The following is a 22,974-nucleotide window of genomic DNA, read 5'->3' on the forward strand; positions in this document are numbered from 1 at the left end:
TTTTTTTAATAAATATCAATTTTCAACGCTGATTTAAAACATAGCCTATAATTTAAACAGTGATTTCCTATAGCTTTTCCATCTCTTCCTATATATATTGTTCCATTTTTTCTTATAAAATAATGATAGCCCTGCATAATCTGCAGGGCTATCAAGTCTAGGCAATAGTAAATTCTTGTGATGCTGTGTTTACAACTTTGGCATCTTTTTTACCAACTATTGCACCATAGCTAGTTGCAAAGATTTTCTTTTGGACTATAAGATCCATAGGCGTGTTCACTTCTGCTTGAGTAACAGAAGGTTGTCCTGTCGCTTTATCTGCCTTAATATTATCTAAATTCATTGAAAAATACTTACCATCCTCTTCAGTGGTAAATCTCATAACAAGTTTATGTGCCATTTAACTTCACATTAGAAATAGCTTATATTGCCTAACAAATTTTCTACCATCAATAGCTGCTTTAATTAGGATATATAAGCTATATTGCTTTTTTCTCAATTAATTTTCCTGAAGACATTATACATAATCTGTTACCATAGTTGGTGATATCATATTCATGAGTAACCACAAGAATTGTAGTACCCTTAGAATTTATATCATAAAACAATTTCATCACTTCTTTAGTAGTTTTCTCATCTAAATCACCGGTAGGCTCATCTGCAATCAAAATATCAGGATTATTTATCAGCGCCCGCGCAATAGCTACTCTTCTCATTTCGCCACCTGAAAGTTCTGCAGGGTATCTTTCAGACAAGTCTTTTAATCCTATGTCTTCCAGAAGATTCATTGCAATCTCAACACCACTGCCTTTTGTATGAGACAAACAAAAGGGCAGACGTACATTATCTAATATTGTCAAATTTGAAAGAAGACTGGGACCCTGTGGGATATACCCGACCTTAGAATTACGGATTTTTGCCATAGCTTTATCATTCATAGACCATAAATCAGAACCATTTATTAGAACCTTACCAGAAGTAGGACGAAGCAGCCCCACAATCATGTTCAATATAGTTGATTTTCCACTTCCTGATCTTCCAATGATGCTGACAAAATCTCCAGGCATAACTTTAATATTCACATTATCTACTGCAATAATTGAAGCCATATTATCTCTTTCATATATTCTCTTTAACTGTCTCAATTCCAGCATTGTTTATTCATACTCCTTAATCATAATATTAGTATCCAGATGTTCTATGCGTTTTATAGAATAGATACAAGCAATTACACCTGTCAATATTGAGATTAGCATACTCATAGCAGCTAATTTAATTGTTAAGCCTATTGTTGGCTGCATATATGGGATTCCTAGTGATATTGCTATTAACATACGAAATTCAAACATAATAAAACTTGCTGCAAATACTCCTATAAGCGCTCCTAAAAGGCTTATAATTATTGTTTCTGTCATAAGTAAGCTTTCAAGTTTTTTACGAGTAGCTCCTAGTAACAAAAGCAGTCCAAATTCACGCTTCCGTTCATTTGCAGTAAAAGTATATATAACTGCAAGAATTAAAATAGATACTAACCACAAGAGCCCTTGAATTCCATAAGCTAAGCCTTTTATATTATTTACTTGATCTTCAATATGCTTGATCATCTCATTCAAAATAATAACGTCTGTTTGAGGATATTCGCTCAATATAGTTTTAGATGCTTTAGCTACGTCTGAACCATTGGTCAATTTGATAAATAACGCAGATACCTGCTCTTTTCCACTTCCTGCAGGATGAACTGCTGCTTCTGCTGATGTTTCTATCATATGCTTAGCTGTTTCTATGGTCATAAATACTGAAGAATCAAATCCCATCCCTGTATCATTCAAGGTTGCTGCTACCTTAAGAGGCTGACCAAATAACCATATGTCAGACCCAACTGCTGCGTTTACACGACTTCCTATTACAACCTCTCCAAATCCCAGCTTACTGCTATCAATCTTTGTCATCCAGGATCTTATTGTAAAATCTGTTTTTGGATTAAAACCTATTAATTGCACCTGAACTGTGCAGCAGGAGGCATTGAGTGATCCAATTAATAACTGAGGAGATACCGTTTCTACGCCAGGCACTTCTAAAATTTTATCTGCTATATTTTCCTTCATATAAAATGTGTTAGACTTACTTCTTAAAAGTGTATTCTGAAGCTCTAAGGCATATCCACGGGGTACGACCATAATGTCTGCCCCCATTCTCCCTGACATATAATTTTTACCTAAGCTTAGGCTTTCCGATAACAATGCTCCACAAAAAATTGTAAATGCTAAAACAGCAACAATACCGATGAGACCTTTCGTTCTAAATGAACGTTTTCTAAGGTTTTTGATAGCTATTACCAATGTTGTCAACCTCATTTTTTCCATTACTCGATCACACTTCTTCCTTTATGTAGCTGCTGTGATCTTATAAAACTTATTTGAGAAATAATATTTCCTATTGAAACTGCCATAATTGTTACACTTACTACTATTAATGCTGGTTCTGTACCCACTCGGCAGTCCATAGCAGCCGTTTCACACATTCCAATAACTAATGTAGGAATGAGCAGTGTAGTTAAGCCAAGGAGAAATAACATTATGCTAAGTGCAAGACGTGTTTCATATTTTTTGAATACAATAAGCAATACACCATTAAATGCGATAAGTCCTCCAACCAATAACTCTGCCATTGCTGTCCAGTGGCACTTCATGTATAAAGCTTTGCCGTTTATCAATTCTATCATATCGGTACATACAGGAAATATTACTTTGGGAATTAAGGCAACTAGCACTCCAAGTACTATTGCAATTATCCCTATTGCTTTTTTATTCTTCATTGTTAATTCTCCTCATCATTATGCTTATTTTGAGCTCTAATTATTTTTACAAAATAAACCATTCTTTGAAAATTATTGACACTTTAAGGGGTTTTATACAAACTTGAATCTAATTAAGGATGAGTTCTAAGTACATTCCTTAAAATAAAACATATGATAATGTTATGAGTCTATCAAAGGAATGAATAATATGTATACTTCCTATGAACAATATCAATGTCCTTACTGCGCTAACATCCATATGTATTACTCAAACCTACCAAATCAATTTCATACTCGTTATATTCCTTTTGAAAATATAAAGGAAGGCATATTTCTGCCTTCCTTTGTGTGCTATTTATAGTCCTAGTATTATATGAATACTTTCCTGATGAAAGCTAATAACTATATTTCTGCTAGTATCCGCCATAGACACTCCTCTTTGATCTAATTTATAAGCCATATCCTTAGCTGTTTTCTTGTCTCTGGAAACATCATTTTCTATATAGGATACATTACTTGATTTTATGGCTTAATATAACCATCTTATGATATAATTGCATTCAGAATTATACCTCACAGGGGTTTACTGGATGTTCCCTATGTGATATTATTATATCATAATATTCAAATTTAGTAATATATAGAGGTGATATCTTTGAAAGATATAATATGGTGGTTACTATTTGCTTTCATTATTTTCATGACCGTTAGAAAAAGACTTTTTATGTTTAGCAATAAAAATGTAAAAAATGTGAATGCTGAAGAAGCATATAAATTAATCAATGAAAACAAAAACATGATCATCCTTGATGTACGAACAAAAGGTGAATTTGAATCAGGTCATATCCCTAAAGCTAAGAATATACCATTACAGCAACTATCTAAGAGAATAAAAGAGTTAGAAAAATATAAGGATATTCCTATTCTTGTACATTGTGCATCTGGAGGAAGAAGCCCTTCTGCTGTAAAAGCTCTTATAAATGATAATTTTACTCAGGTTTATCATCTTAGCAAAGGTCTCATGGCTTGGAAATATCAATTAAAGAAATGAAAATAATAACTTCTTATAAATTAGCGAGAAAAGTTAATTATCAGATCAAAATAGTATTTGTTAAAATAAATTTCTATACTTACTAGATAAATAATTGAAAATATAACCGGTGGCAAAATCAAATCTTGCCACCAGTTTGCCACCGCTATAGAAATCATGAAAAATTTACCAAACCCTAAAACGTTGATTTCAAGCAGTTTATAAGCATTTCAGGATATAAAAAAACACAATAAAATATAGTGAAATTCCATCTTTTAGGAATACAAAGCTCTACCTTTGAAATCAATCATTTTTTTATTTTACTTCATATAGGGCACTAGAGACTTTTCAGAAATGAAATTATCATTGTACTCACCTCTTCTGGTCTCTCTTGCTGAGCCCAATGTCCACAATCTTTAAGGAAGATAGTTTGACGAAGGTTTGGAACCAGATTATGCATTTCAGAAATTATTTGATCCATTCCTGGAATACTAAGACCAACATCACGATCTCCTACTATAAATAAAGCAGGAATTATTACTTTCACTCCATTGAAGCAGCTTAATAATTCTCTATTTCTATCTAAATTACGATAATAATTTAATCCACCACGAAATCCTGTTTTAGCAAATGCTTCTGCATAAACATCTAAGTCCTTTTCTTTAAGCCAAGAGGTTATTCTAGGCATTGGTAATGCTGAAAGTAAGCCGTGCTCTCTTGATACCATGTTAAATGGATTCGGAGTTTCATCGTTACCTTTACATGTACCTGCCTCTCCTGATGCTGAATATAATAAATTATGTATTGTAAAACGTACATCTTGCTCGAATTCTTTTTCTGCCACACCTGGGGTTTGGAAATAGAGGGTATAAAACAACTCCTTATCATTCTGTGGAAAAACTGTAGTTGGAGGAATTGGCGGTTGAGGCATCATGGGTACTGTTAACGCAATAATCCCACGGAATCGATCTGGTCTTAATAATGCTACATTCCATGCAAGTGTTGCGCCCCAATCATTCCCTACTATTACAGCGTTCTCTTCATGTAATGCATCTAGTAATCCCACTATATCACCAACTAAATGAAGTAGCGTATATTGATCAATATCGTCTGGCCGCTCTGTATCTCCAAAACCTCTTAAGTCAGGTGCTACTACATGGAAACCCGCTTCAGCTAAAACAGGAATCTGATACCTCCATGAATACCATATTTCAGGAAAACCATGAAGCAATAATACAAGTGGTCCTTTTCCTTGTTCAGCTATATGCATTTTAATACCATTTGTTTCAATAATTCTATGTTTTAATCCACTCATTTTACTTCCTCCTTTTCACACTAATTATAAATAACAGTATAATCGTTTGGTTATTAAACACGTGTTGTTAAAGCGATTTGTGCATGCTATGATTATAATGCACTAAAATTAATACTTCAACCAACAAAAGTACTATAATGTTGGTTACTTAACAAAACATAATTATGATATGAATTTGCTAAAGGTACATACTATTTAAGTTAGAAAGGAAAAAATATGATATCAAAATCTCAAAAAAATGATAGGCAAGTAATTGGAACTCGTAGTTTAATTCAAAATGCATTTCTTTCATTAGCTAATGAAAAATCCTTTGAAGATATAACTGTAAAGGATATCTCAGAAAGAGCACCAGTAAATCGCTCAACCTTTTATGCTCATTTTGAAGATAAATATAATCTATTAGATTCTTTTATATCTGATAAGTTTATGACAATTGTATCTAGTAGAATTCATTCTGATACAAAATTAACTGAGGAAACTTTACGAAATTTAATACTTATTATGTGTGATTATCATCAATCCATAGGCAATAGCTATACAAAATTGTATAAATCCGCAGCTGTACTAATTGATATCAAAGTTCAACTTAAATTACAAGATATCGTGTTAAATATGCTCATCAATAGAAAAACTTTTTCAAGAACTGAACAAGATAAATTAGAGCTGATTACTGTTATGATTAGCAGCGGCATATATTGTGCCACTAAACGCTGGCATAGTAAAGGTACTTTGAAAGACACTTCTGCATTGATCAAAGAGGTTCTTCCTTTTATGATTTCAGGATTAAAATCAGTAATTGGTGAAGTAAAATAATTATTTTGCTTCACCAAAATTGTCATCATCTGGATAGATTTGTATTCGGATTTTGAGCTTATAAAAACTAGCATCATAAGATTTATACTCAAATGATGCTAGCTACTGAAGTTGCTCAAAAAGCCTGCAGCAGTATCAGAATCCATCATGTACTCTTTTTTTATTGCTATTTGCTTCTGTAATGGAGTAAAATTTCTAGTCTTGCTATCTTTCTATTTACTACTGTAAAATGGAAGTCCAAAAGCAGTGGATCCGGCAATCCAGTTTTATCGAAATCACCATCTACTTTAGCTGTAACGATAGTTTGAGGACTTTCCTCCATAATGTTTATAACTTCTAGTTTAAGCTTAAAAGCAAAATGATACTGTTCACTCCACTCCGTAATTTTTGCTAACCCTTTATACTCTTGACCTTCATCAATTACAACAGCATTTTCAGCAAAAATTGAAAAAAAAGCCCTTTTATCTGAATCACTTGTTGAGGTAAAGTATGTTTCAATAGGTTGTCCAATCTTTTTAATCATAGTTTTTCTCCTTTATATAATCTTTTTATTTTATTTCTCCTGCATTGTGTACGGGGAATATTTTTAATAGTAACAGGTATAACCTGACCACACCACGTCATGTTTTACTCTCCTCTATTTAAAAATGAAAATACTGTTTAGAGAAAATGTTGAAAATAATAACGCATTCTTTCATTAAAAAATCACATAATATGACATAGTGTTGTCAAGTTATGTGATTTATACTTTAAATGAGGTGATGTTATGCAGATAAGTAGATTATTTCAAATCATATATATTTTGCTTGAGAAGAAGTCTGTAACAGCAGGCGAACTAGCTGAACATTTTGAAGTATCTGTGAGAACTATATATAGGGATATTGATGCACTGAGCCAAGCTGGTATCCCTGTATATGCAAGTCAAGGTAAAGGTGGAGGAATCTCTCTGCTTGATAATTTCGTACTTGATAAGTCACTGCTTTCAGAAAAAGAACAGGATAAAATTCTGCTGGCTCTTCAAAGCCTGTCAGCAGTTCAATATCCTGAACTTGATGATGTGCTATCAAAATTGAATAGTCTTTTCAAAAAAAGCAATATAAGCTGGATTGAAGTGGATTTTTCTAATTGGGGAAACCATAAAAAGCAAAAAGAAGTTTTCAGCCTTCTTAAAGATGCCATACTTGAACATCTGGTAATTACTTTTTCTTATTTCAATGTAAGTGGGGAAAAAAGTCACCGTAAAGTTGAACCTTTTAAACTGCTTTTTAGAGACAAATCCTGGTATCTACAAGGATATTGCCTGCAGAAAATGGCATTAAGAACATTTAAGATAAGTCGTATGTCTGATATTCATATTACTAAGGAGTCTTGTATGCATCAAAGCTCACAGGAGCTTATGACTAAATCTCCCGACAAATCAGATAACAATCAGGTTAAGCTAACCCTCAAAATATCCCCTGAAGGAGCTTACCGTGTATATGATGATTTTGAAGAAGAAAATATAATAAGAAACAAGGATGACTCATATACTGTGATTGTTTCCATGCCCGGTGGTGAATGGATTTACAATTATCTTTTTTCTTTCGGTACAATGCTGGAGGTGATAGAACCTGAAAGTGTGCGTAAGGAGATTTCAATTCGTTTGGATAATATGGTAAATAAATATCGTTTTAAAACCTGACACACTGTGGTCAAGTTATATTAGTTATACTAGGCAAGTAAAATAGCTTAAAAACAAGGATGTATTTCTATTATGGGAAATAATTCATCGTTATTTGATATAAGCACAGAATTTGAGGGTAAACGGGTACTTGAATGCATATCTTGCCCATTCTGCACACCTAGAAGTTGCAAAGTTTATAGGGAATGTTCTAGACACTCAAACATCCGTATGTTACGAAATTTGAAAAGGACTGCTCATATGCAGTCCTTTATGTCGTTTTATACTATATTGTTTACATTTTGAACATAGATAAAGTGGAGTTTTTGCACAGACAATTATACACTCTCTTATGGTACGATTCACCCTATCTATTTAACTGCGGTTTCTATTAAAAGTTAATGTGCCAATACCTCATATCCGTCGCTTGTAACCAATACCATGATTTCCTCTTGAGCTGAAGGCTGTCCATCTGCGGTATAATAAGTCCAACCATTCTTTTTATCTAAAAATATTTCGTCCGTTCCTGCATTAAGCATTGGTTCTATGGTAAATACCATGCCTGGCACCATCAGCATCTCTGTTTTTTTCTTAGAAATATAACTTACCCATGGTTCTTCATGAAATTCTAATCCAATTCCATGTCCTCCGATTTCTTTTACTACAGAGTATCCATTTTTCATCGCATGCTCATGTATTGCTTGACCCATATCCCCAAGAAATCCCCAAGGTTTTACTTGTCTTAACCCTAAATCAATACATTCTTGCACAACGCGAATCAGATTTCTCTTCTTCTCACATACGGCTCCAATGCAGAACATTCTAGATGAATCCGAAAAATATCCTTGATAGATGGTTGAGACATCAACATTGATAATATCCCCGCTTTTTAGTATTACATCTTTTGATGGTATCCCATGACATACCTGTTCGTTAATAGAAGTACATACACTTTTGGGAAATCCTTCGTACCCAAGTTGTGCTGGTACAGCACCAAACTCTATTGTTTTTTCATAGACAAGTTGATTAATTTCTTCTGTAGTTATACCCGCCTTAATATGCTCAGCAACATAATCTAAAACTGCAATATTAATTTTTCCACTTTCACGTATTCCTGCTATCTGTTCAGTTGTTTTTATAATATTCATAGGTGGGACTATATGTCCATGTGTTTTATAAAACTCAATCCTACTATCAAACTCGTCATGACATTTTTTGTATTTGTGTTGACTGCCACACCAACATAAATCATTTCTCCCTAATTTCATCCTACTCTCCTTTTACTAACTTCTTTATTTAAATTTCCACAAATTCATTATTTGCCACTGGAAGGATATTAGGCCTCACATATAACTCAATGGTAGCCAAAGTCTTTCTATATTGATTGGGAGTGTATCCATAAGCATCTACAAAGGCCCTTGTAAAACTTTCTTGACAGGAAAATCCATACTTTAATGCTATATCCAGAAGTCTATCCTGTGTATTTTTAACTTCTATTGCAGCAAGAGTTAATCTACGCTTTGATAAATATTGTTTAAAAGTAATCCCCATATATTTATGAAATTTATTTGAACAATAGAACTGAGAGTATCCAACATAATTTGACATTTCAGCCAGCGTTGGATTCCTTGTAATATTAACTTCTATCCAGTTAACCATATTTTCTACTGTTTTAATCGACAACCACAATCCCCTCCCTGTAAGAATATTGTACTAGATTCTTTAACTAAAAACTTAACATGACTTGCAATAATATGTACTTATTTGAATGCCTTATCAAATATTATATACCTAAAATGACTGCACCTTCAATTAATGCCACAAATTCAACTGCTTCAAGTTATAACTACAAAAACAGGAGATAGTTCTATGCCTCAAAACGCAGAACAGTCCCCTGTCATATACAGTTCATGTAGGGTTAAAACCCTATCTGATTCAAGTTTCAATTTATTTGTTACTTATCCTGTAGCCGGTATTAAAATCAACTATATTTTTTAATGGCTCCTGTTTCTTAAAATGCTCAAGATTTTCAATACTTATGTTAACAATTCTCCTCAAGGTTTCTGGGAGGTGAAAAAATCCTGATACATGAGGAGTGATAACGACTCCTGGCGCATCCCATAATCTATGTTCGGCTGGTAATGGTTCTGGTTCTGTTACATCGAGACCTGCTCCGCTAATAATTCCATTTTCAAGGGCATCACACAGATCCTCAGTACATATGCAATTTCCTCTTCCTACATTAATAATAATTGCATCCTTCTTCATTAAGTTAAATTTATCTCTATTAAACAAATGGAAAGTATCTTTTGTTCCTGGAAGGGATAAAGCCACTATATCCGCTTTAGGTAAAAGATCATCCAGGGCTTCCATTGTATATAATTCATCAAGATATTCTGGTTTTTGTCCTTTAGTCCTCTTTATGCCTATTGTATAGCTTCCAAGTGCCTTCATCTTTCTAGCAAAATCTCCTCCAATGTCACCAAGTCCTACAACCAGCGTAGTACTACCTTCTATTGGAGTAACATTCCCTTCATCCTTCCACATATGTTCCATCTGATTTCTATAATATAGATTTAGCTTTTTTTTAATTTCAAATACTAGACCTAACATATGTTCAGATATTGCAAGACCGTAGGCACCGGTTGCATTTGTAAGATATGCTCCTTCAGGAATTACACCAGCTTCACAGTATCCATCTGTTCCTGCGCTATTTAATTGCAGCCATTTAAGCTTTTTACTTCCCTTTATATATTGTGGTGGAACATTCCCAATAATTATGTCAGCACTTTTTACAAGTTCATCATTAATTTCCCTAGCGGATGTAAAAATATATTCTGCCTCTGGCATCTTCGACTGAAGTTTTTCTTTTTCTTTTTCATTTAGTGGAATCACAACTAAAATTTTCATATATTATCACTTCCTTTAGTATCCATTATACTACACAATTAATAATTTAATAAACTTTAACCTTTTCACCATTTTCATAAAATATCTCATCATGTTTTACAAAACTTAATTCTATGCAATACATATTTAATTTTCACTTTATAGAATCTTTTATCTATTAATGATTTACTTTATTTAAAATTTACATAATATTTAGTTTGTTGATTTGGAATGATATTGACCGCTCTTGACTATTTTTTATTTAATAAATTATGATCATAGGTTAAATTTACCAAAGATATATCCCTTGATTCAAAATCTTAATTATGTTATTATAATCTCACAACAAGTAAACAACTTATTTAAAGATAGAATTCGTGCTAGATGGGGAGCCAGCGGTGCCCTGTAACCTGCAATCCGCTACAGCAGGATTGAACTCCCACTTAGGCTTTAATCTGCCGGGTCTGCCTGATAAAAGTGGTGTCGAGAATTGGGTCCCATGCAGCAGAAGCTCATGAAATCCGTCAGGTCCGGAAGGAAGCAGCGGTAAGTGATAACTTCTGAGTGCCGTGGAAAAACCTGGTTTGAGCTAACTAGATCTGAAGCGCCAGTAGATTACTGTCAACGGTGGGTGCACGATGTACATAGATTATAATTTCTGGAATACTCGTTAAGCTCTTATTTTGAACCTACATTTAAGCTTCGGGAGTCCAATATTTAGATGAAGATATGTACTTTCTTGTGAGTCCTTTTACGGCATTGAAGGCGATTGAGACATCTGTGAGGACGCCCACCTATCGAGAGATAGGTGTCAAAATTAGAGTACCGGTATTTTGGATATAAACTTTAGAATTAAAGCCAATGCTTATTTTTGATAAGCATTGGCTTTTTGAATGCACTAGCAAAGGCTACCATTTGTACCTTTAAACGCTTCTCCATACTATGGTTGCCCATTAATATATTATAGTTCTATTCTTCCCGCTTTTTTTCGCCTTATAAAGAGCCTCATCAGCATTTTCAAAGAATGCTTGCCTAGACATTCCTTTAGAATACTCACTTAATCCTATACTAATACTTAATTTTTCATTTTTAATTTCATTTATGACACTATCGTAAAACTTCGTTCTAATTTTTTCTGCTATTTCAAAAGTCTCCCTTTTATTTTTATCAGTAAATATTATTGCAAACTCTTCTCCACCATATCGAGCTGCATAATCATCTGTATCAATATTTTCTTTTATTATTCCTGCTAAATTAATAATGACCTTATCTCCTGAACTGTGCCCATAGGTATCATTAATTCTTTTGAAATTATCGATATCTAGAACTGCTAAACATAATGGAAAGCTATAATTCTCACTCTGTTCGATTAAACGTTCTAGATATTCATAGAATGTTTTGTGATTATAAAGTCCGGTTGCTGGTTCAATCTTTGAGTTAAATTCCATAATAAAATTTTTAATAGTAAGTTCTTGCTCATTCTGATATGACTTAGTCAAAAATTCCATTACCTCTTTTGATCTTTCTATATATGATAATACAATTATAAAAGCGGCTATGATAAGAGTTATAACTGCTAAAAAATCAAAGCTAGTATGATGATAGCTTTCTTTTGGCTTTATTGGCAAATATAAAAAGTATATTATAAGATAACATACTAAATTCAACCCCACTGCAAAACATATCAATTTCTTATCTATATAAAGTTCTGAAAGAAAAATTGGTAAAATAAACAGTACATAAATTACAGAAACTCCATAATGAACATAAACTATACTACATACTAGCGCTGTACTGCATATTATTATTAAATATTTTACCCAACTCTCATCCTTATTTTTAATTACCACGAATATAACATTCGCTAAAGATAAAATAAGAATATTCATAAATGTTGGTACTATTACATAGAACTTAAAATATTGAAAATCCAAATACCCTTCTTCAGATGACTTTATAAAAAAGGCTATTATTTCAGTACTAGATATTATCATAATTATAAACCAATAAATATCTAATACTTTCTTGTTCCATCTGTCAAGACCTATTGCATCTAGGTTATTTTTATACATACTATCATTCCTTTACATTATGACAAAGTTAAAATATCAGAATTTATACTTATAGATAAACTCTTAAAGAATGATTCAAATGCTCTCTAAAGCAACATTCTGATATTATCTAAGCTGTTAATTGTATTTTATTATACCATATCGAAGGAATGCAAAACATAATTTGAACCTAAAAAACAAGCTGTGAACAATTATTTCGTTTACAGCTTGTTTTTTGGCATTAGCAAGAGATATTTTTCACCAAATGAAATATCTGCCCAATTTAAAATTTGAACCAGATTTTTAATAGGAGTATAATTATTCATTGTGTTTAAGATTTTTATTGTATTACGATAATCTTATAATTATTTTAAGAAAGCTGGTTTTTTGTCATGAGTTTCAATTTATTTCATCAAAACATGGAAAAAAGACGTGAATTAATTTTAAATGGCCCCATTTCTAAAACTCTATTATTATTAGCTATGCCCACTCTGATGATGGGTTTGGTACAATCAGCAGTACCTGTTGTGGATGGTCTCTTTATTAACAATATTATAGGTACAATGGCAGCAAGTTCAGTGACCTACTGCGGTCCTATTGTAAATATGTTGGTGGCACTGGCACAAGGCCTAAGTGTGGCTGGCTCTGCTATGATTGGTCAAATGAATGGGAGAGGAAACTTTAAAGAGGCAAAGCATGCTTCAACCCAGATGATAGTTTTTGCGTTTGCGCTGGGATGTATTATAGCACCTCTGTTAATTGTGTTGGCGTTTCCTATATCCTGGTATGTAGATTCACAGATTTCTCATAATGTGTTTGTATATCTTGCATTAAATTCAATAGTTTTGCCCTTTACTTTTCTTGAATCTATATATAACTCAATAAAAAATGCGGCAGGTAAACCAGAAGCTACTTTTATCAGAATGGCTTTAATGCTGATTTTAAAAATATTGTTCAATGAACTATTTATTGCAATTTTCCACTGGGGAATTGTTGGTGCTGTAATGGCTTCTCTTATGGCAAATGTGTTAATTTCTATATGGATGTACTATGAATTATTTGTTAGTAAAAGCGAGGATAAACTTTCACTGGATAATTTCCGATTTGATACTAAGGTTTTACGTAAATTAGTACATGTAGGCATACCATCTATACTTTCAAGTATTATGCTTAATTTAGGCTTTTTCCTAATCAATAATGAAATTGAAAAGTATGGACCAATAATATTAAATGGTCAGGGTATCGCAAGCAACATTACACAAGTTTGTTTTATTGTACCATCATCCTTTGCAGCAGCGGTTACTACGATGGTGAGTATGAATGTTGGAGCTGGACAAAGTGATAAGGCTAAAAAATCCTGTACTGTAGGTTGTATCGTCAGTGCAGTTACTGCAGTTATTTTAATAGCTATAGTTGTGCCTCTGTCATCTCATCTAACTATTTTATTTACACATGAAAAAAATGTGCTTGATATTGCAAATAAATCTCTGCATATTTACACCTATTCTGTGGTGGGATTCGGCATATGCATGGTGGAACAGGGTGCTTTTATTGGCTTAGGACGTACCAAGATACCTTTAGTAATAGGTATCTTGAGAGTATGGCTTTTAAGATATGTTTTTATTTTATCTACGGAGAAGTATCTAAGCTTTTATTCGGTTTTTTGGGGAAATCTATTTTCCAACTATGTAGCTGCATTAATTACTACAATACTGATTATGAAAATCAAGTGGGTTTCATCTATAAAGTTGAAGGATAGTACTAAAGCAGTGGCTTAATGGTATGTTTTAAAAATTCTAAAGCCAATACTTAGTTTTGTTGAGCATTGGCTTTTTAGCGCTTCATCTTAATTGTGTTTCTTTATTAATATTTTTACTATTTTACAAATTTTTCTACTAATTGATTAATTAATAGCTCATCTCTTCCTGTTTGATGACTTGTCAATGCTTCATACCTCCGTTTTATTTCTTCCTTTCTCTTTTGCTAAATATAGCTTTTTATCTACATTATAAATTACTTCTTCTGCAGTTAAAAACATATTGTCACATGAATAAATGCCTATGCTAACACTAACTTTTATACTTTCTTTATTATAAACAAATATAGTTTCGTATACTTGTGTCCTTAAATTCTCAGCAATCTCAAAGGCTCTACTTATATCAATATTATCTAGTAAAATAAAAAATTCATCTCCTCCATAACGGGCAATCCACCCAATATCTTCGGTTATCTTTTCCTGTATTAAATGTGATACTTGACTTAATATAGTATCTCCACCCAAATGACCATGATTGTCATTAACATCCTTGAAATTATCGATGTCAATCATCATTACTGTTAAAGAAGTAACCTTTAATTTAGAATTAAGTAATGCAAATGGTAGCTGTTCATTTATAAATCTTCTGTTATAAACTCCAGTTAGTTCATCTTTTATTATTAAATCATTCATTTCTTTCATAGCGGTGGTTATACCGTCTCCTGTTCTTTTTTCTATATTTTCAATAACTCCCGTTTCTGTTATATCTTTTAATAATTCAAGCACATACTTTTTTTGTTCAAAATTAATAGGGCAAGCAACTACTAAAAATATTCGTTCCCTATTGTATTCGATTTTTGTAAATGACTTATTATTAATAAAGGCCCTCATGGTTACACAATTTTTACATTGTTTTGAAGTTCCCCAAAATTGATAACAGCTTTCTTTCAATATAGTTTCTTTTTGTTCACTTATTATAATTTCTTTTCTCATATTGGGATCGATAATTCTAATAACATCATACAAACTCTTCAGTACGGTATTACTTTCTATAAAATCTATTATATTCTCCATATTATCTCTCCTCAAACCTTTAATCTACCAATATTTCCTTTAAACACTTTGAATTTTGTCGCAATTTTAAAATATAAGTATTCTCCGTAGCAATTATTATTTAGAAATTTATATATTTTTCAATTATTTCATATAGCAATTCCACATCTATTGGTTTTGATATATAGTCATCCATACCTGCATCAATACATATCTGCTTATCTCCCTCCATTGCATATGAAGTCATCGCTACTATTTTTATATGTTTACCATTTGCTTTTTCTAATTCCCTGATTAACTTCGTCGCTTTTATTCCGTTCATTTCAGGCATCTGGATATCCATAAGTATTAACTCTATTTCGCCTTTCATATATTCATCAATTGCTTTCTTACCATTTATTGCACTCCTATACTTGTATCCTTTGTTGCTTAAATAGGCACTAACAAGTTTTAAATTTATCTCGTTATCCTCTACAATAAGAATACATTTTTCCTTACTTCTAGGAATATTTTGCTCATAAAGTCGAGTAATACTTTGCTCCATTTTTGTAAGGTCTAACTTTCTTTTAAATTCAGCAGTAAAATAAAATGTGCTGCCAGTTCCTTCATCACTTTCATACCAAATCTCTCCATTCATCATAGTAACAAGTTCTTTGCAAATTGCTAACCCAAGCCCTGTACCACCGTATCTTTTTGTATATGAAGAATCCCCTTGGCTAAAAACCTTAAACAGCTTGTCCCTCACTTCAGCTTTAATACCTATCCCTGTATCCTGTACAGAGAACTGTAATTTTACTTTTAAATCATCATCCTCAATTTGTTTAACTCTAAGTAAAATGTAACCTTTCTCTGTATATTTAAATGCATTTTCCATCAAATTAACAATTATCTGATTTAGCCTTAATGCATCACCTATAACCATTTCATCAATTAGTGGTTGATAATAAAACATTACATCGATGCCCTTTTGCGATCCATTTATATAATAGGGTTTTATAATATTTTCAATGTTCTCTTTTAAATTAAATTCAGAACTATTTAACTGAAATTTACCAGACTCTATCTTTGAAATGTCAAGAATGTTATTTATGATATCTAAAAGATGTGTTCCTGATTCAATTACAACTTTCACATATTCTCTCTGGTATTCATTTAAGTCTGTCAAACTCAATAAGTTGCTCATACCTATGATACCAGTTAGCGGAGTTCTTATCTCGTGGCTCATATTTGCCAAGAATAAACTTTTGGTTTTATTTGCTCTATCTGCTTCTTCTTTGAGCTTCTCCATTTGCACATAATTTTCTTTTAGCTCTTCTTCCGATGCTGTAAGTTCCTCATATATCGTAGCTAGTTCTTCGTATTTTTCCGTTAGCTCTTTTTCCTTTAACTTTAATTCTGTTATATCTGTGAAAAGTATTGCAAAAAACCTTTCCATGGGAGAATATATATTAACTTGCAGATACCTGCCCTGTTTCTCTTCATAATAGTTAAATTTTTTAGAAATACCAGTGAGTGCGACTTGTCCCACTTCTTCAATCCAATATGGTTTTATATTTGGCATAACCTCGAGTGCGGTTTTTCCTATAATTTTTTCTTTCTTAAACCCAGTGATTTTTTCAAAACTGGTGTTAACACTGATATATTTATAGTCAATAGGGTTATCTTTGCTATCTGTAATTATTTCATGCAGCGCTACACCTTCACTCATTGATTCATAGAGCAATCTTAGTCTCTTTTCATTGAAGGATATTTTCTCCTCCTTTTGTTTTCTCTCAGTCATATCCCTTATAATACTTAATAGAATTTTGTAATCTCCATCTCCAATATTCACAGAACTAACTTCAACAGGAAAACAGCTGCCATCCTTTTTATGATGCATCGTCTCAAATAAAATTCCTTCCTCTATAGCACAGTTCATTTGTTGTTCTACAACTTTTGAATTTTCATTCCTTCTAAGCTTATATATACTCATCCCAACTAGTTCATTATAACTGTACCCATATGCATGAATAGCTGCCTCGTTGGCTTTTATTATTTCACCAGTTTCTTCGGATATGATTAGTAATATATCTCTAGCATTATCAAATAACTTTTCACAAGTTATTTCATCAAACTTAAAAGTATATTTAATATCCATATGCTCCCTCCCTAGATACCACCTGTTTTGTCCTTAGAATTACTACAGAGGATGAATTCTATATCTTCACTAGATACTGGTTTACTGTAATAATATCCTTGTCCAACATCACACCTTATTTTTTTTAGCATTTCATTTTGTTCTTCTGTTTCTATTCCTTCAGCAATAACTTTTAGATGAATAGTATGTGCAAGTTGCACTATTGCCTGAAAGATTAAATTACTGTCCTTAGAAACTGTAATATCATTAATAAAAGACTTATCTATTTTCAGATTGTTTATAGGCAATTCTTTTAAATAATTCAAGGAAGAATATCCCGTTCCAAAATCATCCAGTGAAACTTTCACTCCAAGTTCATTCAATTTTTTAATGGTCTTTATACTTTTTTCTAAGGACTTAATCAATACACTTTCAGTAATCTCTAACTCCAAAAACTGAGGTAAAAGATTTGTCTCAGTTAAAATATCTTCAACTGCTTTGACAAAATTATCTTGTTCAAATTGCACGGCTGAAATATTTACTGCAATAACATTATAAAACCCCTTTTTTATCCACTGGCTATTTTGTTTACAGGCGTTTCTTAAGACCCAGTTTCCCAATGCAGAGATTAATCCATTCTCCTCAGCAATTGGGATAAATTCCATAGGTGCTACTTGACCAAGTTCTTCATTTTTCCATCGTAATAATGCTTCGTAACCAATTATCTTTTCAGTTGTAATATCATATTGGGGTTGATAGTTTAGATATAATTCATTATTGTATATTGCATTGCCTAGGTGTTTGCGGATATTATTTTTTCTATATATATCCTTATGAAATTCTTCATTATAGAATGAATAGTTGTTTTTTCCTTTCTTTTTGGATTTATGCATGGCTAACTCTGCGCTCTTAGCAACCTCATGTATACTATAGGTTCCATTAGGATATATACTTATCCCTATGCTAATAGTTATATATATTTGCTTTTCACCAATCTCAAATGGTTTTCTAAAAGAGTTAATAATATTTTCTGCAATATTTGCAGCCTTATTGTCTTCTTCTAGATTTCTAATCATAACAAGAAATTCATCTCCATACCATCTATATAAAACACTATCTTTTGGAAGCATTATTTTTAAAACTTCACTAATTAAAAGTAAAACTTTATCACCATAATCATGTCCATGTACAGTATTTATATTTGCAAAATTATCTATATTAATAAAGTACAAAGCAAATTTTTTGTTGAAAGCTTCTCCAGAAACTAATTCTTTAGATTGCTCTATAAAACAGGCCTTGTTAGGCAATTTTGTCAGTCTATCGTTATATGTTAAGAAGTGTATTTTTTTATCTTTTTCTTTTAATTCTTCATATAGTGTTTTTAATTCTTCTGTTAACAATGCTTCGTATTCTGGGTTTAAAGCTTTATTATTATTTTCATGGGATAGAGCTTCATTGTATTTATCTTTCTTCTTAATACATATTACATACAAGATAATACTTGCAATAAAAAACGTAATTAAAACCTTATACATATATAAAACATCTCCATTAATAATTCACAGTATAACATCTAGTTTGTTTTCAATATTCTGATAATTTTAACTTCAGTTATTTAATTCCTTCATGTACTCTACTATCAATTCGTCTAAGCATTGACTTATATTCAATCTCTTAGACTTAGTTTCATCTTCATCAATTGTACAACATATTTCATTTAAAACTTCTCTCAGTTCAGTTATTTGTTTATTTAATCTTTCCAACTTAATATTATCTCTGTCAGCCTTTATAAAAACATCATCAACTACTTTTTCTTGATCCCTAAGTATCTTATCCTCACCATAGATTTTTGATTTACATAGATTGTTACCTGCCTTTGATAATAATTCTGAGAAATCAATATCATAATCTGTAACACTGTATACACCATAATTTAATGTTACATTAATATTAATACCATCATAACAAAAGGCATGTTTTTTCCATAATGAGTAACAATCTATATTTGTTTTTCTATCTTTATTAGATTTAATAAGAATAGTTTTCTTTTTAATAGGATCCACAATTCGAATGTTATCATACAAGTTTTTGAAAATAGATATCCTTTCCTCAACTTTCTCAACTAAATTCATACATACCCCTTCTTTCTTTTATATTTTTAACAATACATTATTGGTCTTGATATTATAAATTTCTAGATAAGTTTTGTATTTTATGTACAGTTACATTATTCTAAAATACCTCTACTAATTTATTAATTATTTCATCGTTAGATTTAATGCTAGATAGTACCATATCGTAAACTAAAAAGTTTTCTAGTCTTTTATATCTAAGCAAATAGTCATTTATATTATCATTTTTAAGTGTTTTCTTATTATAATCTTTTGCTATAATATCTAAGATAATTTGATTTTCTTCATTTGTATAAAAAATATACTTTTCTCGTAAAACATTTGAGATTTCTTCAGGTGGGAATAGATGATATCTAAGAATGAATTTTTGCTTCGATATGTCTAAAATATAGTATTCTATTTTTTGCTTTAATAAAATAGATAACTTTTCTTTTAATGAGATATTCTGCTTCAGTACTTCTATACTTCGGATATAATTCAGATATTCAGTATTAATTTCATCATAAATGTAGAAAAACAAATCCTGTTTTGATTTATAGTAAAAGTACAATGTTGATGCCTTAATGCCAACCTCCTTGCAGATATCTCTTATATTAGTTGCTTCATATCCATTTTCGAGGAAAAGCTTGAAAGAAACATATAATATCTTATCCTTTGTCTTATTTTCCAAAATACACACCACCTCAATTAAACTTTAATTATCAATAACCTAATAAATTTGAAAATCGCCTAATTCCACATATTTACACATTGTGCTATACTTTGTATATCTAACGTTTGTTACATAGATTATATCATCGTATTTTCTTCCGCTCAACTTACTTCGTACGTCAAGTTTTGACATATTAAAATATAAATTCACTAGTGATCAAGCTTTTTTCGACTATTAGACATTAATACTAATTATGTTTATTAGAGTATAAAAAAACAGCACTCTAAAAGAATGCTGTTTTTTTATACTCCTAAATAAAGTTCAATTATTTCATAAAGTTTTTCCATATCAAATGGTTTTGTTATGTATTCATCCATACCTGCTAATACACATTTTTCTTTATCCTCAAGCATAGCATATGCTGTCATTGCAATAATAGGTATATGCTTGCCATTCGATTCATTTTCTCTAATAGTCTTAGTTGCTTCAAAACCATTTAACTCTGGTAGTTGAATATCCATTAATATCAAATCAACTTTATTATTTTTTAATGCATCCAGAGCCTCATTGCCATTATAAGCTGCAATGTACTTATATCCTTTTCTTTTAATTATACTTTCCAAAATCTGTTGATTGATCAAATTATCTTCAACACAAAGAATTATTTTATTAGCGTTTAAATCAATAGTATCAATTTTTTCTTCGATAAAGTTATCAATTTGAATATTAAATCTTTCATTGATTGATTTTTTAAATTCACAAGTAAAAATGAATGTAGACCCTTTGTCTATAGTGCTTTCAAAGCTTAAACCCCCATTCATTAAAGTTGCAAGCTGTTTTGAAATTGCAAGACCTAGCCCCGTACCCATATATTTTTTACTTGCTGATAAATCACCTTGATTAAAGTTATGAAATATTTTTTCTTTAAAGCTATCCTCTATTCCTATACCAGAATCTTTTATCCTAAATTCCACTTTTTCAACGTTTATATCAGATGAAACCATTTTTACTCTAAAAGATATATATCCTTCATCTGTGAATTTAACTGCATTACTTGTTAAATTCGTTAATATCTGTTGCAGCCTTAATTTATCACCAACAACTTGAAAATCCATGGCTGGATCTAAATAATAGCTCACCTCTAAGCCCTTTGCGTTTCCTGAAATCAAAAGATTATTATAAATGCTATCAATAACATCTTTCAAATTAAATGGAGCCTCATTTAATCTAAAGGCACCAGCCTCTATTTTAGAAACATCTAATAGATCATTGATAGTTGCAAGAAGTATGTCACTAGACTCTTTCAGCATTTTAGTATATTTACTCTGTTCTATATCTAAAGTTGTTGATTGAAGAAGTTGTACTGTTGTTGCAATACCATTTAGCGGTGTTCGTAATTCATGGCTCATGTTAGCTAAAAAAAGCGACTTTGCTTTATTTGCGTTATCTGCTTCTTGTTTTAATAGTTCTAATTGCTTGTATTTTTCTTTTAGTTCCTCTTCTATTATTTTTCTATCTGATATATCTTCAACTGTCCCAATCATCCTTAGAGGTTTGCCGCTATCCGCCCATTTGATTACCTGTCCTCTTGAGCTTATCCATTTATAATTATTATCTTTACATTTCATACGGTATTCTAGTGCATACTCTTCACCCTTGAAATGCTTGTGAAGTTTGTCCATTGCATATCCTAAATCATCAGGGTGTATATTTTTTGTCCACTCTTCAAAATTGTCATTTAGCTCCTCTTCTCCATATCCAAGGATTACTTTAAAAAGATTTGAATAGAACACTTTATCATTACTTAGATCCCAATCCCATACTCCAAATTGGCCCCCTTCAAGAGCATATCTCCATCTTTCTTCATATTCCTGCAACCTTTTTATTAATTCCTTCTTGTCAGAGATATCTTTATAAATTGCTACTTCTCCACAAAACTCTCCATCAACATCATAAATTGGAGATAATGAAATTAACACATCTATTGATTTGCTATGGCTATTTAACCTAACGGTTTCAAAATTTTTAATTACTTTCCCATCCCTAACTAAATCATATAGTATTTGTGCTTCATCTAATTTATGTTTAGGGGTTATTTCACAAACATTTTTTCCGATCATATCCTCTTTCTTAAAACCAAACTTGCTTTCTGCTCCCCTGCTCCAATGAGATATAGTATTCTCTTTATCAAGTACTATAAAGGGATCATCAAATATATCTAACGATATTGAAAATATTGTGGCCTCTTTAAATATTTCTTCCATATCCGTGATATCTCTTACTATACTAACAACTGTATCTTTAGATTTTTTACTACTGTAGATTGATCTTACTTCAACGGGAAATTTATACCCATCTTTTTTATAATGATATGTCTTAAATTGTATACCTTTTTTTAATGCTTGATTCAATTGCTTTTTAGTAAATTCCTTTGTATCTTGATTTCTAAGATCAAAAACACTTAGATTTAACAATTCTTTGTATGTATAGCCGTAAGTTTCAACTGCTTTTTTATTTCCATGTAAAATCTTTCCGTTTTTACCAACTATTAGAATGATATCTAAAGAATTTTCAATAAGATTTTCACCAATTGAATAGATTTTTTCATTAACTATATTGTTAGTATCATTCAAACTACTCATCCTCTCTATATTTTGAAAATTAGAATGCCCACTTAAATCTTATTCTACTTTAAATGACTTATTCCCTT

Annotated in this window: 20 protein-coding genes and 2 other RNA genes; 6 read left to right on the forward strand and 16 right to left on the reverse strand. The window is 31.4% G+C overall.

Going from position 1 to position 22,974, the window contains the following annotated elements:
* Positions 1–157 precede the first annotated feature (157 nt).
* The 4 genes from AC0N0V_RS11460 to AC0N0V_RS11475 form a co-directional block, all read right to left on the reverse strand.
* On the reverse strand, positions 158–400 hold the full coding sequence (locus AC0N0V_RS11460; protein WP_474464254.1) for a DUF2922 domain-containing protein: 243 nt from the start codon (positions 398–400) through the stop codon (positions 158–160).
* 79 nt (positions 401–479) lie between these two features.
* Positions 480–1,154 (reverse strand): ABC transporter ATP-binding protein, encoded by a 675-nt coding sequence (locus tag AC0N0V_RS11465; RefSeq protein WP_474464255.1) that lies wholly within the window; start codon positions 1,152–1,154, stop codon positions 480–482.
* Between the two features lie 3 nt (positions 1,155–1,157).
* Positions 1,158–2,363, reverse strand: a complete 1,206-nt coding sequence (locus tag AC0N0V_RS11470; protein WP_474464256.1) for an ABC transporter permease — start codon at positions 2,361–2,363, stop codon at positions 1,158–1,160.
* On the reverse strand, positions 2,363–2,815 hold the full coding sequence (locus AC0N0V_RS11475) for a DUF4418 family protein (RefSeq protein ID WP_474464258.1): 453 nt from the start codon (positions 2,813–2,815) through the stop codon (positions 2,363–2,365). Before AC0N0V_RS11475 ends, AC0N0V_RS11470 begins: the two co-directional genes overlap by 1 nt.
* A 682-nt stretch (positions 2,816–3,497) precedes the next feature.
* Here AC0N0V_RS11475 and AC0N0V_RS11480 point away from each other — a divergent pair.
* Positions 3,498–3,848 carry a rhodanese-like domain-containing protein gene (locus AC0N0V_RS11480; protein ID WP_474464261.1) on the forward strand — a complete coding sequence of 117 codons (351 nt, stop codon included), beginning with the start codon at positions 3,498–3,500 and terminating at the stop codon, positions 3,846–3,848.
* A 316-nt stretch (positions 3,849–4,164) separates the two neighbouring features.
* Here AC0N0V_RS11480 and AC0N0V_RS11485 read toward each other — a convergent pair whose 3' ends face one another.
* Positions 4,165–5,142 carry an alpha/beta fold hydrolase gene (locus AC0N0V_RS11485; protein ID WP_474464263.1) on the reverse strand — a complete coding sequence of 326 codons (978 nt, stop codon included), beginning with the start codon at positions 5,140–5,142 and terminating at the stop codon, positions 4,165–4,167.
* 216 nt (positions 5,143–5,358) lie between these two features.
* Here AC0N0V_RS11485 and AC0N0V_RS11490 point away from each other — a divergent pair, with 216 nt between their 5' ends.
* Entirely contained in the window at positions 5,359–5,955 is a 597-nt protein-coding gene (locus tag AC0N0V_RS11490) for a TetR/AcrR family transcriptional regulator (protein WP_474464265.1), read from the forward strand.
* A 166-nt stretch (positions 5,956–6,121) separates the two neighbouring features.
* Here AC0N0V_RS11490 and AC0N0V_RS11495 read toward each other — a convergent pair whose 3' ends face one another.
* On the reverse strand, positions 6,122–6,478 hold the full coding sequence (locus AC0N0V_RS11495) for a nuclear transport factor 2 family protein (RefSeq protein ID WP_474464267.1): 357 nt from the start codon (positions 6,476–6,478) through the stop codon (positions 6,122–6,124).
* A 243-nt stretch (positions 6,479–6,721) separates the two neighbouring features.
* Here AC0N0V_RS11495 and AC0N0V_RS11500 point away from each other — a divergent pair, with 243 nt between their 5' ends.
* On the forward strand, positions 6,722–7,636 hold the full coding sequence (locus AC0N0V_RS11500; protein WP_474464268.1) for a helix-turn-helix transcriptional regulator: 915 nt from the start codon (positions 6,722–6,724) through the stop codon (positions 7,634–7,636).
* A gap of 377 nt (positions 7,637–8,013) precedes the next feature.
* On the opposite strand, the gene AC0N0V_RS11505 is transcribed toward AC0N0V_RS11500, so the two are convergent.
* From AC0N0V_RS11505 to AC0N0V_RS11515, 3 genes are all read right to left on the reverse strand, one after another.
* On the reverse strand, positions 8,014–8,883 hold the full coding sequence (locus AC0N0V_RS11505; RefSeq protein ID WP_474464269.1) for a methionyl aminopeptidase: 870 nt from the start codon (positions 8,881–8,883) through the stop codon (positions 8,014–8,016).
* A gap of 28 nt (positions 8,884–8,911) precedes the next feature.
* Complete coding sequence (locus AC0N0V_RS11510) at positions 8,912–9,298, reverse strand: helix-turn-helix transcriptional regulator (RefSeq protein WP_474464270.1); 387 nt, start codon at positions 9,296–9,298, stop codon at positions 8,912–8,914.
* Positions 9,299–9,562: 264 nt separating this feature from the next.
* Complete coding sequence (locus AC0N0V_RS11515; RefSeq protein WP_474464272.1) at positions 9,563–10,525, reverse strand: D-2-hydroxyacid dehydrogenase; 963 nt, start codon at positions 10,523–10,525, stop codon at positions 9,563–9,565.
* A 354-nt stretch (positions 10,526–10,879) separates the two neighbouring features.
* Here AC0N0V_RS11515 and ffs point away from each other — a divergent pair.
* Positions 10,880–11,143, forward strand: an RNA gene (gene ffs, locus AC0N0V_RS11520) — signal recognition particle sRNA large type.
* Positions 11,144–11,156: 13 nt separating this feature from the next.
* Positions 11,157–11,348, forward strand: a non-coding RNA gene (ssrS, locus tag AC0N0V_RS11525) — 6S RNA.
* A gap of 109 nt (positions 11,349–11,457) precedes the next feature.
* Here ssrS and AC0N0V_RS11530 read toward each other — a convergent pair.
* Positions 11,458–12,576 (reverse strand): GGDEF domain-containing protein, encoded by a 1,119-nt coding sequence (locus tag AC0N0V_RS11530; RefSeq protein WP_474464274.1) that lies wholly within the window; start codon positions 12,574–12,576, stop codon positions 11,458–11,460.
* Positions 12,577–12,974: 398 nt separating this feature from the next.
* Here AC0N0V_RS11530 and AC0N0V_RS11535 point away from each other — a divergent pair, with 398 nt between their 5' ends.
* Complete coding sequence (locus AC0N0V_RS11535; RefSeq protein ID WP_474464276.1) at positions 12,975–14,333, forward strand: MATE family efflux transporter; 1,359 nt, start codon at positions 12,975–12,977, stop codon at positions 14,331–14,333.
* A 170-nt stretch (positions 14,334–14,503) separates the two neighbouring features.
* Here the strand turns inward: AC0N0V_RS11535 and AC0N0V_RS11540 are convergent, their stop codons facing one another.
* From AC0N0V_RS11540 to AC0N0V_RS11565, 6 genes are all read right to left on the reverse strand, one after another.
* Positions 14,504–15,385, reverse strand: a complete 882-nt coding sequence (locus AC0N0V_RS11540; RefSeq protein ID WP_474464277.1) for a GGDEF domain-containing protein — start codon at positions 15,383–15,385, stop codon at positions 14,504–14,506.
* A 100-nt stretch (positions 15,386–15,485) separates the two neighbouring features.
* Positions 15,486–17,501, reverse strand: coding sequence for an ATP-binding protein (locus AC0N0V_RS11545; protein ID WP_474464279.1), 2,016 nt, complete (start codon positions 17,499–17,501; stop codon positions 15,486–15,488).
* A gap of 11 nt (positions 17,502–17,512) precedes the next feature.
* Positions 17,513–19,015: a putative bifunctional diguanylate cyclase/phosphodiesterase gene (locus tag AC0N0V_RS11550; RefSeq protein ID WP_474464281.1), complete on the reverse strand. Its 1,503-nt coding sequence runs from the start codon at positions 19,013–19,015 to the stop codon at positions 17,513–17,515.
* A 72-nt stretch (positions 19,016–19,087) separates the two neighbouring features.
* Positions 19,088–19,612, reverse strand: a complete 525-nt coding sequence (locus AC0N0V_RS11555; RefSeq protein WP_474464283.1) for an aspartyl-phosphate phosphatase Spo0E family protein — start codon at positions 19,610–19,612, stop codon at positions 19,088–19,090.
* Between the two features lie 100 nt (positions 19,613–19,712).
* Positions 19,713–20,291 carry a TetR/AcrR family transcriptional regulator gene (locus tag AC0N0V_RS11560; RefSeq protein ID WP_474464514.1) on the reverse strand — a complete coding sequence of 193 codons (579 nt, stop codon included), beginning with the start codon at positions 20,289–20,291 and terminating at the stop codon, positions 19,713–19,715.
* 275 nt (positions 20,292–20,566) lie between these two features.
* Positions 20,567–22,906, reverse strand: coding sequence for a PAS domain S-box protein (locus AC0N0V_RS11565; protein ID WP_474464285.1), 2,340 nt, complete (start codon positions 22,904–22,906; stop codon positions 20,567–20,569).
* Positions 22,907–22,974: the final 68 nt, after the last annotated feature.

It is taken from the genome of Clostridium sp. CS1-1 (assembly GCF_056135525.1).

Coding starts and splice junctions, on each gene's coding strand:
- AC0N0V_RS11460 (WP_474464254.1), bottom strand. CDS start 400: ATGGCACATAAACTTGTTATGAGATTTACCACTGAAGAGGATGGTAAG.
- AC0N0V_RS11465 (WP_474464255.1), bottom strand. CDS start 1,154: ATGCTGGAATTGAGACAGTTAAAGAGAATATATGAAAGAGATAATATG.
- AC0N0V_RS11470 (WP_474464256.1), bottom strand. CDS start 2,363: ATGGAAAAAATGAGGTTGACAACATTGGTAATAGCTATCAAAAACCTT.
- AC0N0V_RS11475 (WP_474464258.1), bottom strand. CDS start 2,815: ATGAAGAATAAAAAAGCAATAGGGATAATTGCAATAGTACTTGGAGTG.
- AC0N0V_RS11480 (WP_474464261.1), top strand. CDS start 3,498: ATGACCGTTAGAAAAAGACTTTTTATGTTTAGCAATAAAAATGTAAAA.
- AC0N0V_RS11485 (WP_474464263.1), bottom strand. CDS start 5,142: ATGAGTGGATTAAAACATAGAATTATTGAAACAAATGGTATTAAAATG.
- AC0N0V_RS11490 (WP_474464265.1), top strand. CDS start 5,359: ATGATATCAAAATCTCAAAAAAATGATAGGCAAGTAATTGGAACTCGT.
- AC0N0V_RS11495 (WP_474464267.1), bottom strand. CDS start 6,478: ATGATTAAAAAGATTGGACAACCTATTGAAACATACTTTACCTCAACA.
- AC0N0V_RS11500 (WP_474464268.1), top strand. CDS start 6,722: ATGCAGATAAGTAGATTATTTCAAATCATATATATTTTGCTTGAGAAG.
- AC0N0V_RS11505 (WP_474464269.1), bottom strand. CDS start 8,883: ATGAAATTAGGGAGAAATGATTTATGTTGGTGTGGCAGTCAACACAAA.
- AC0N0V_RS11515 (WP_474464272.1), bottom strand. CDS start 10,525: ATGAAAATTTTAGTTGTGATTCCACTAAATGAAAAAGAAAAAGAAAAA.
- AC0N0V_RS11530 (WP_474464274.1), bottom strand. CDS start 12,576: ATGTATAAAAATAACCTAGATGCAATAGGTCTTGACAGATGGAACAAG.
- AC0N0V_RS11535 (WP_474464276.1), top strand. CDS start 12,975: ATGGAAAAAAGACGTGAATTAATTTTAAATGGCCCCATTTCTAAAACT.
- AC0N0V_RS11540 (WP_474464277.1), bottom strand. CDS start 15,385: ATGGAGAATATAATAGATTTTATAGAAAGTAATACCGTACTGAAGAGT.
- AC0N0V_RS11545 (WP_474464279.1), bottom strand. CDS start 17,501: ATGGATATTAAATATACTTTTAAGTTTGATGAAATAACTTGTGAAAAG.
- AC0N0V_RS11550 (WP_474464281.1), bottom strand. CDS start 19,015: ATGTATAAGGTTTTAATTACGTTTTTTATTGCAAGTATTATCTTGTAT.
- AC0N0V_RS11555 (WP_474464283.1), bottom strand. CDS start 19,612: ATGAATTTAGTTGAGAAAGTTGAGGAAAGGATATCTATTTTCAAAAAC.
- AC0N0V_RS11565 (WP_474464285.1), bottom strand. CDS start 22,906: ATGAGTAGTTTGAATGATACTAACAATATAGTTAATGAAAAAATCTAT.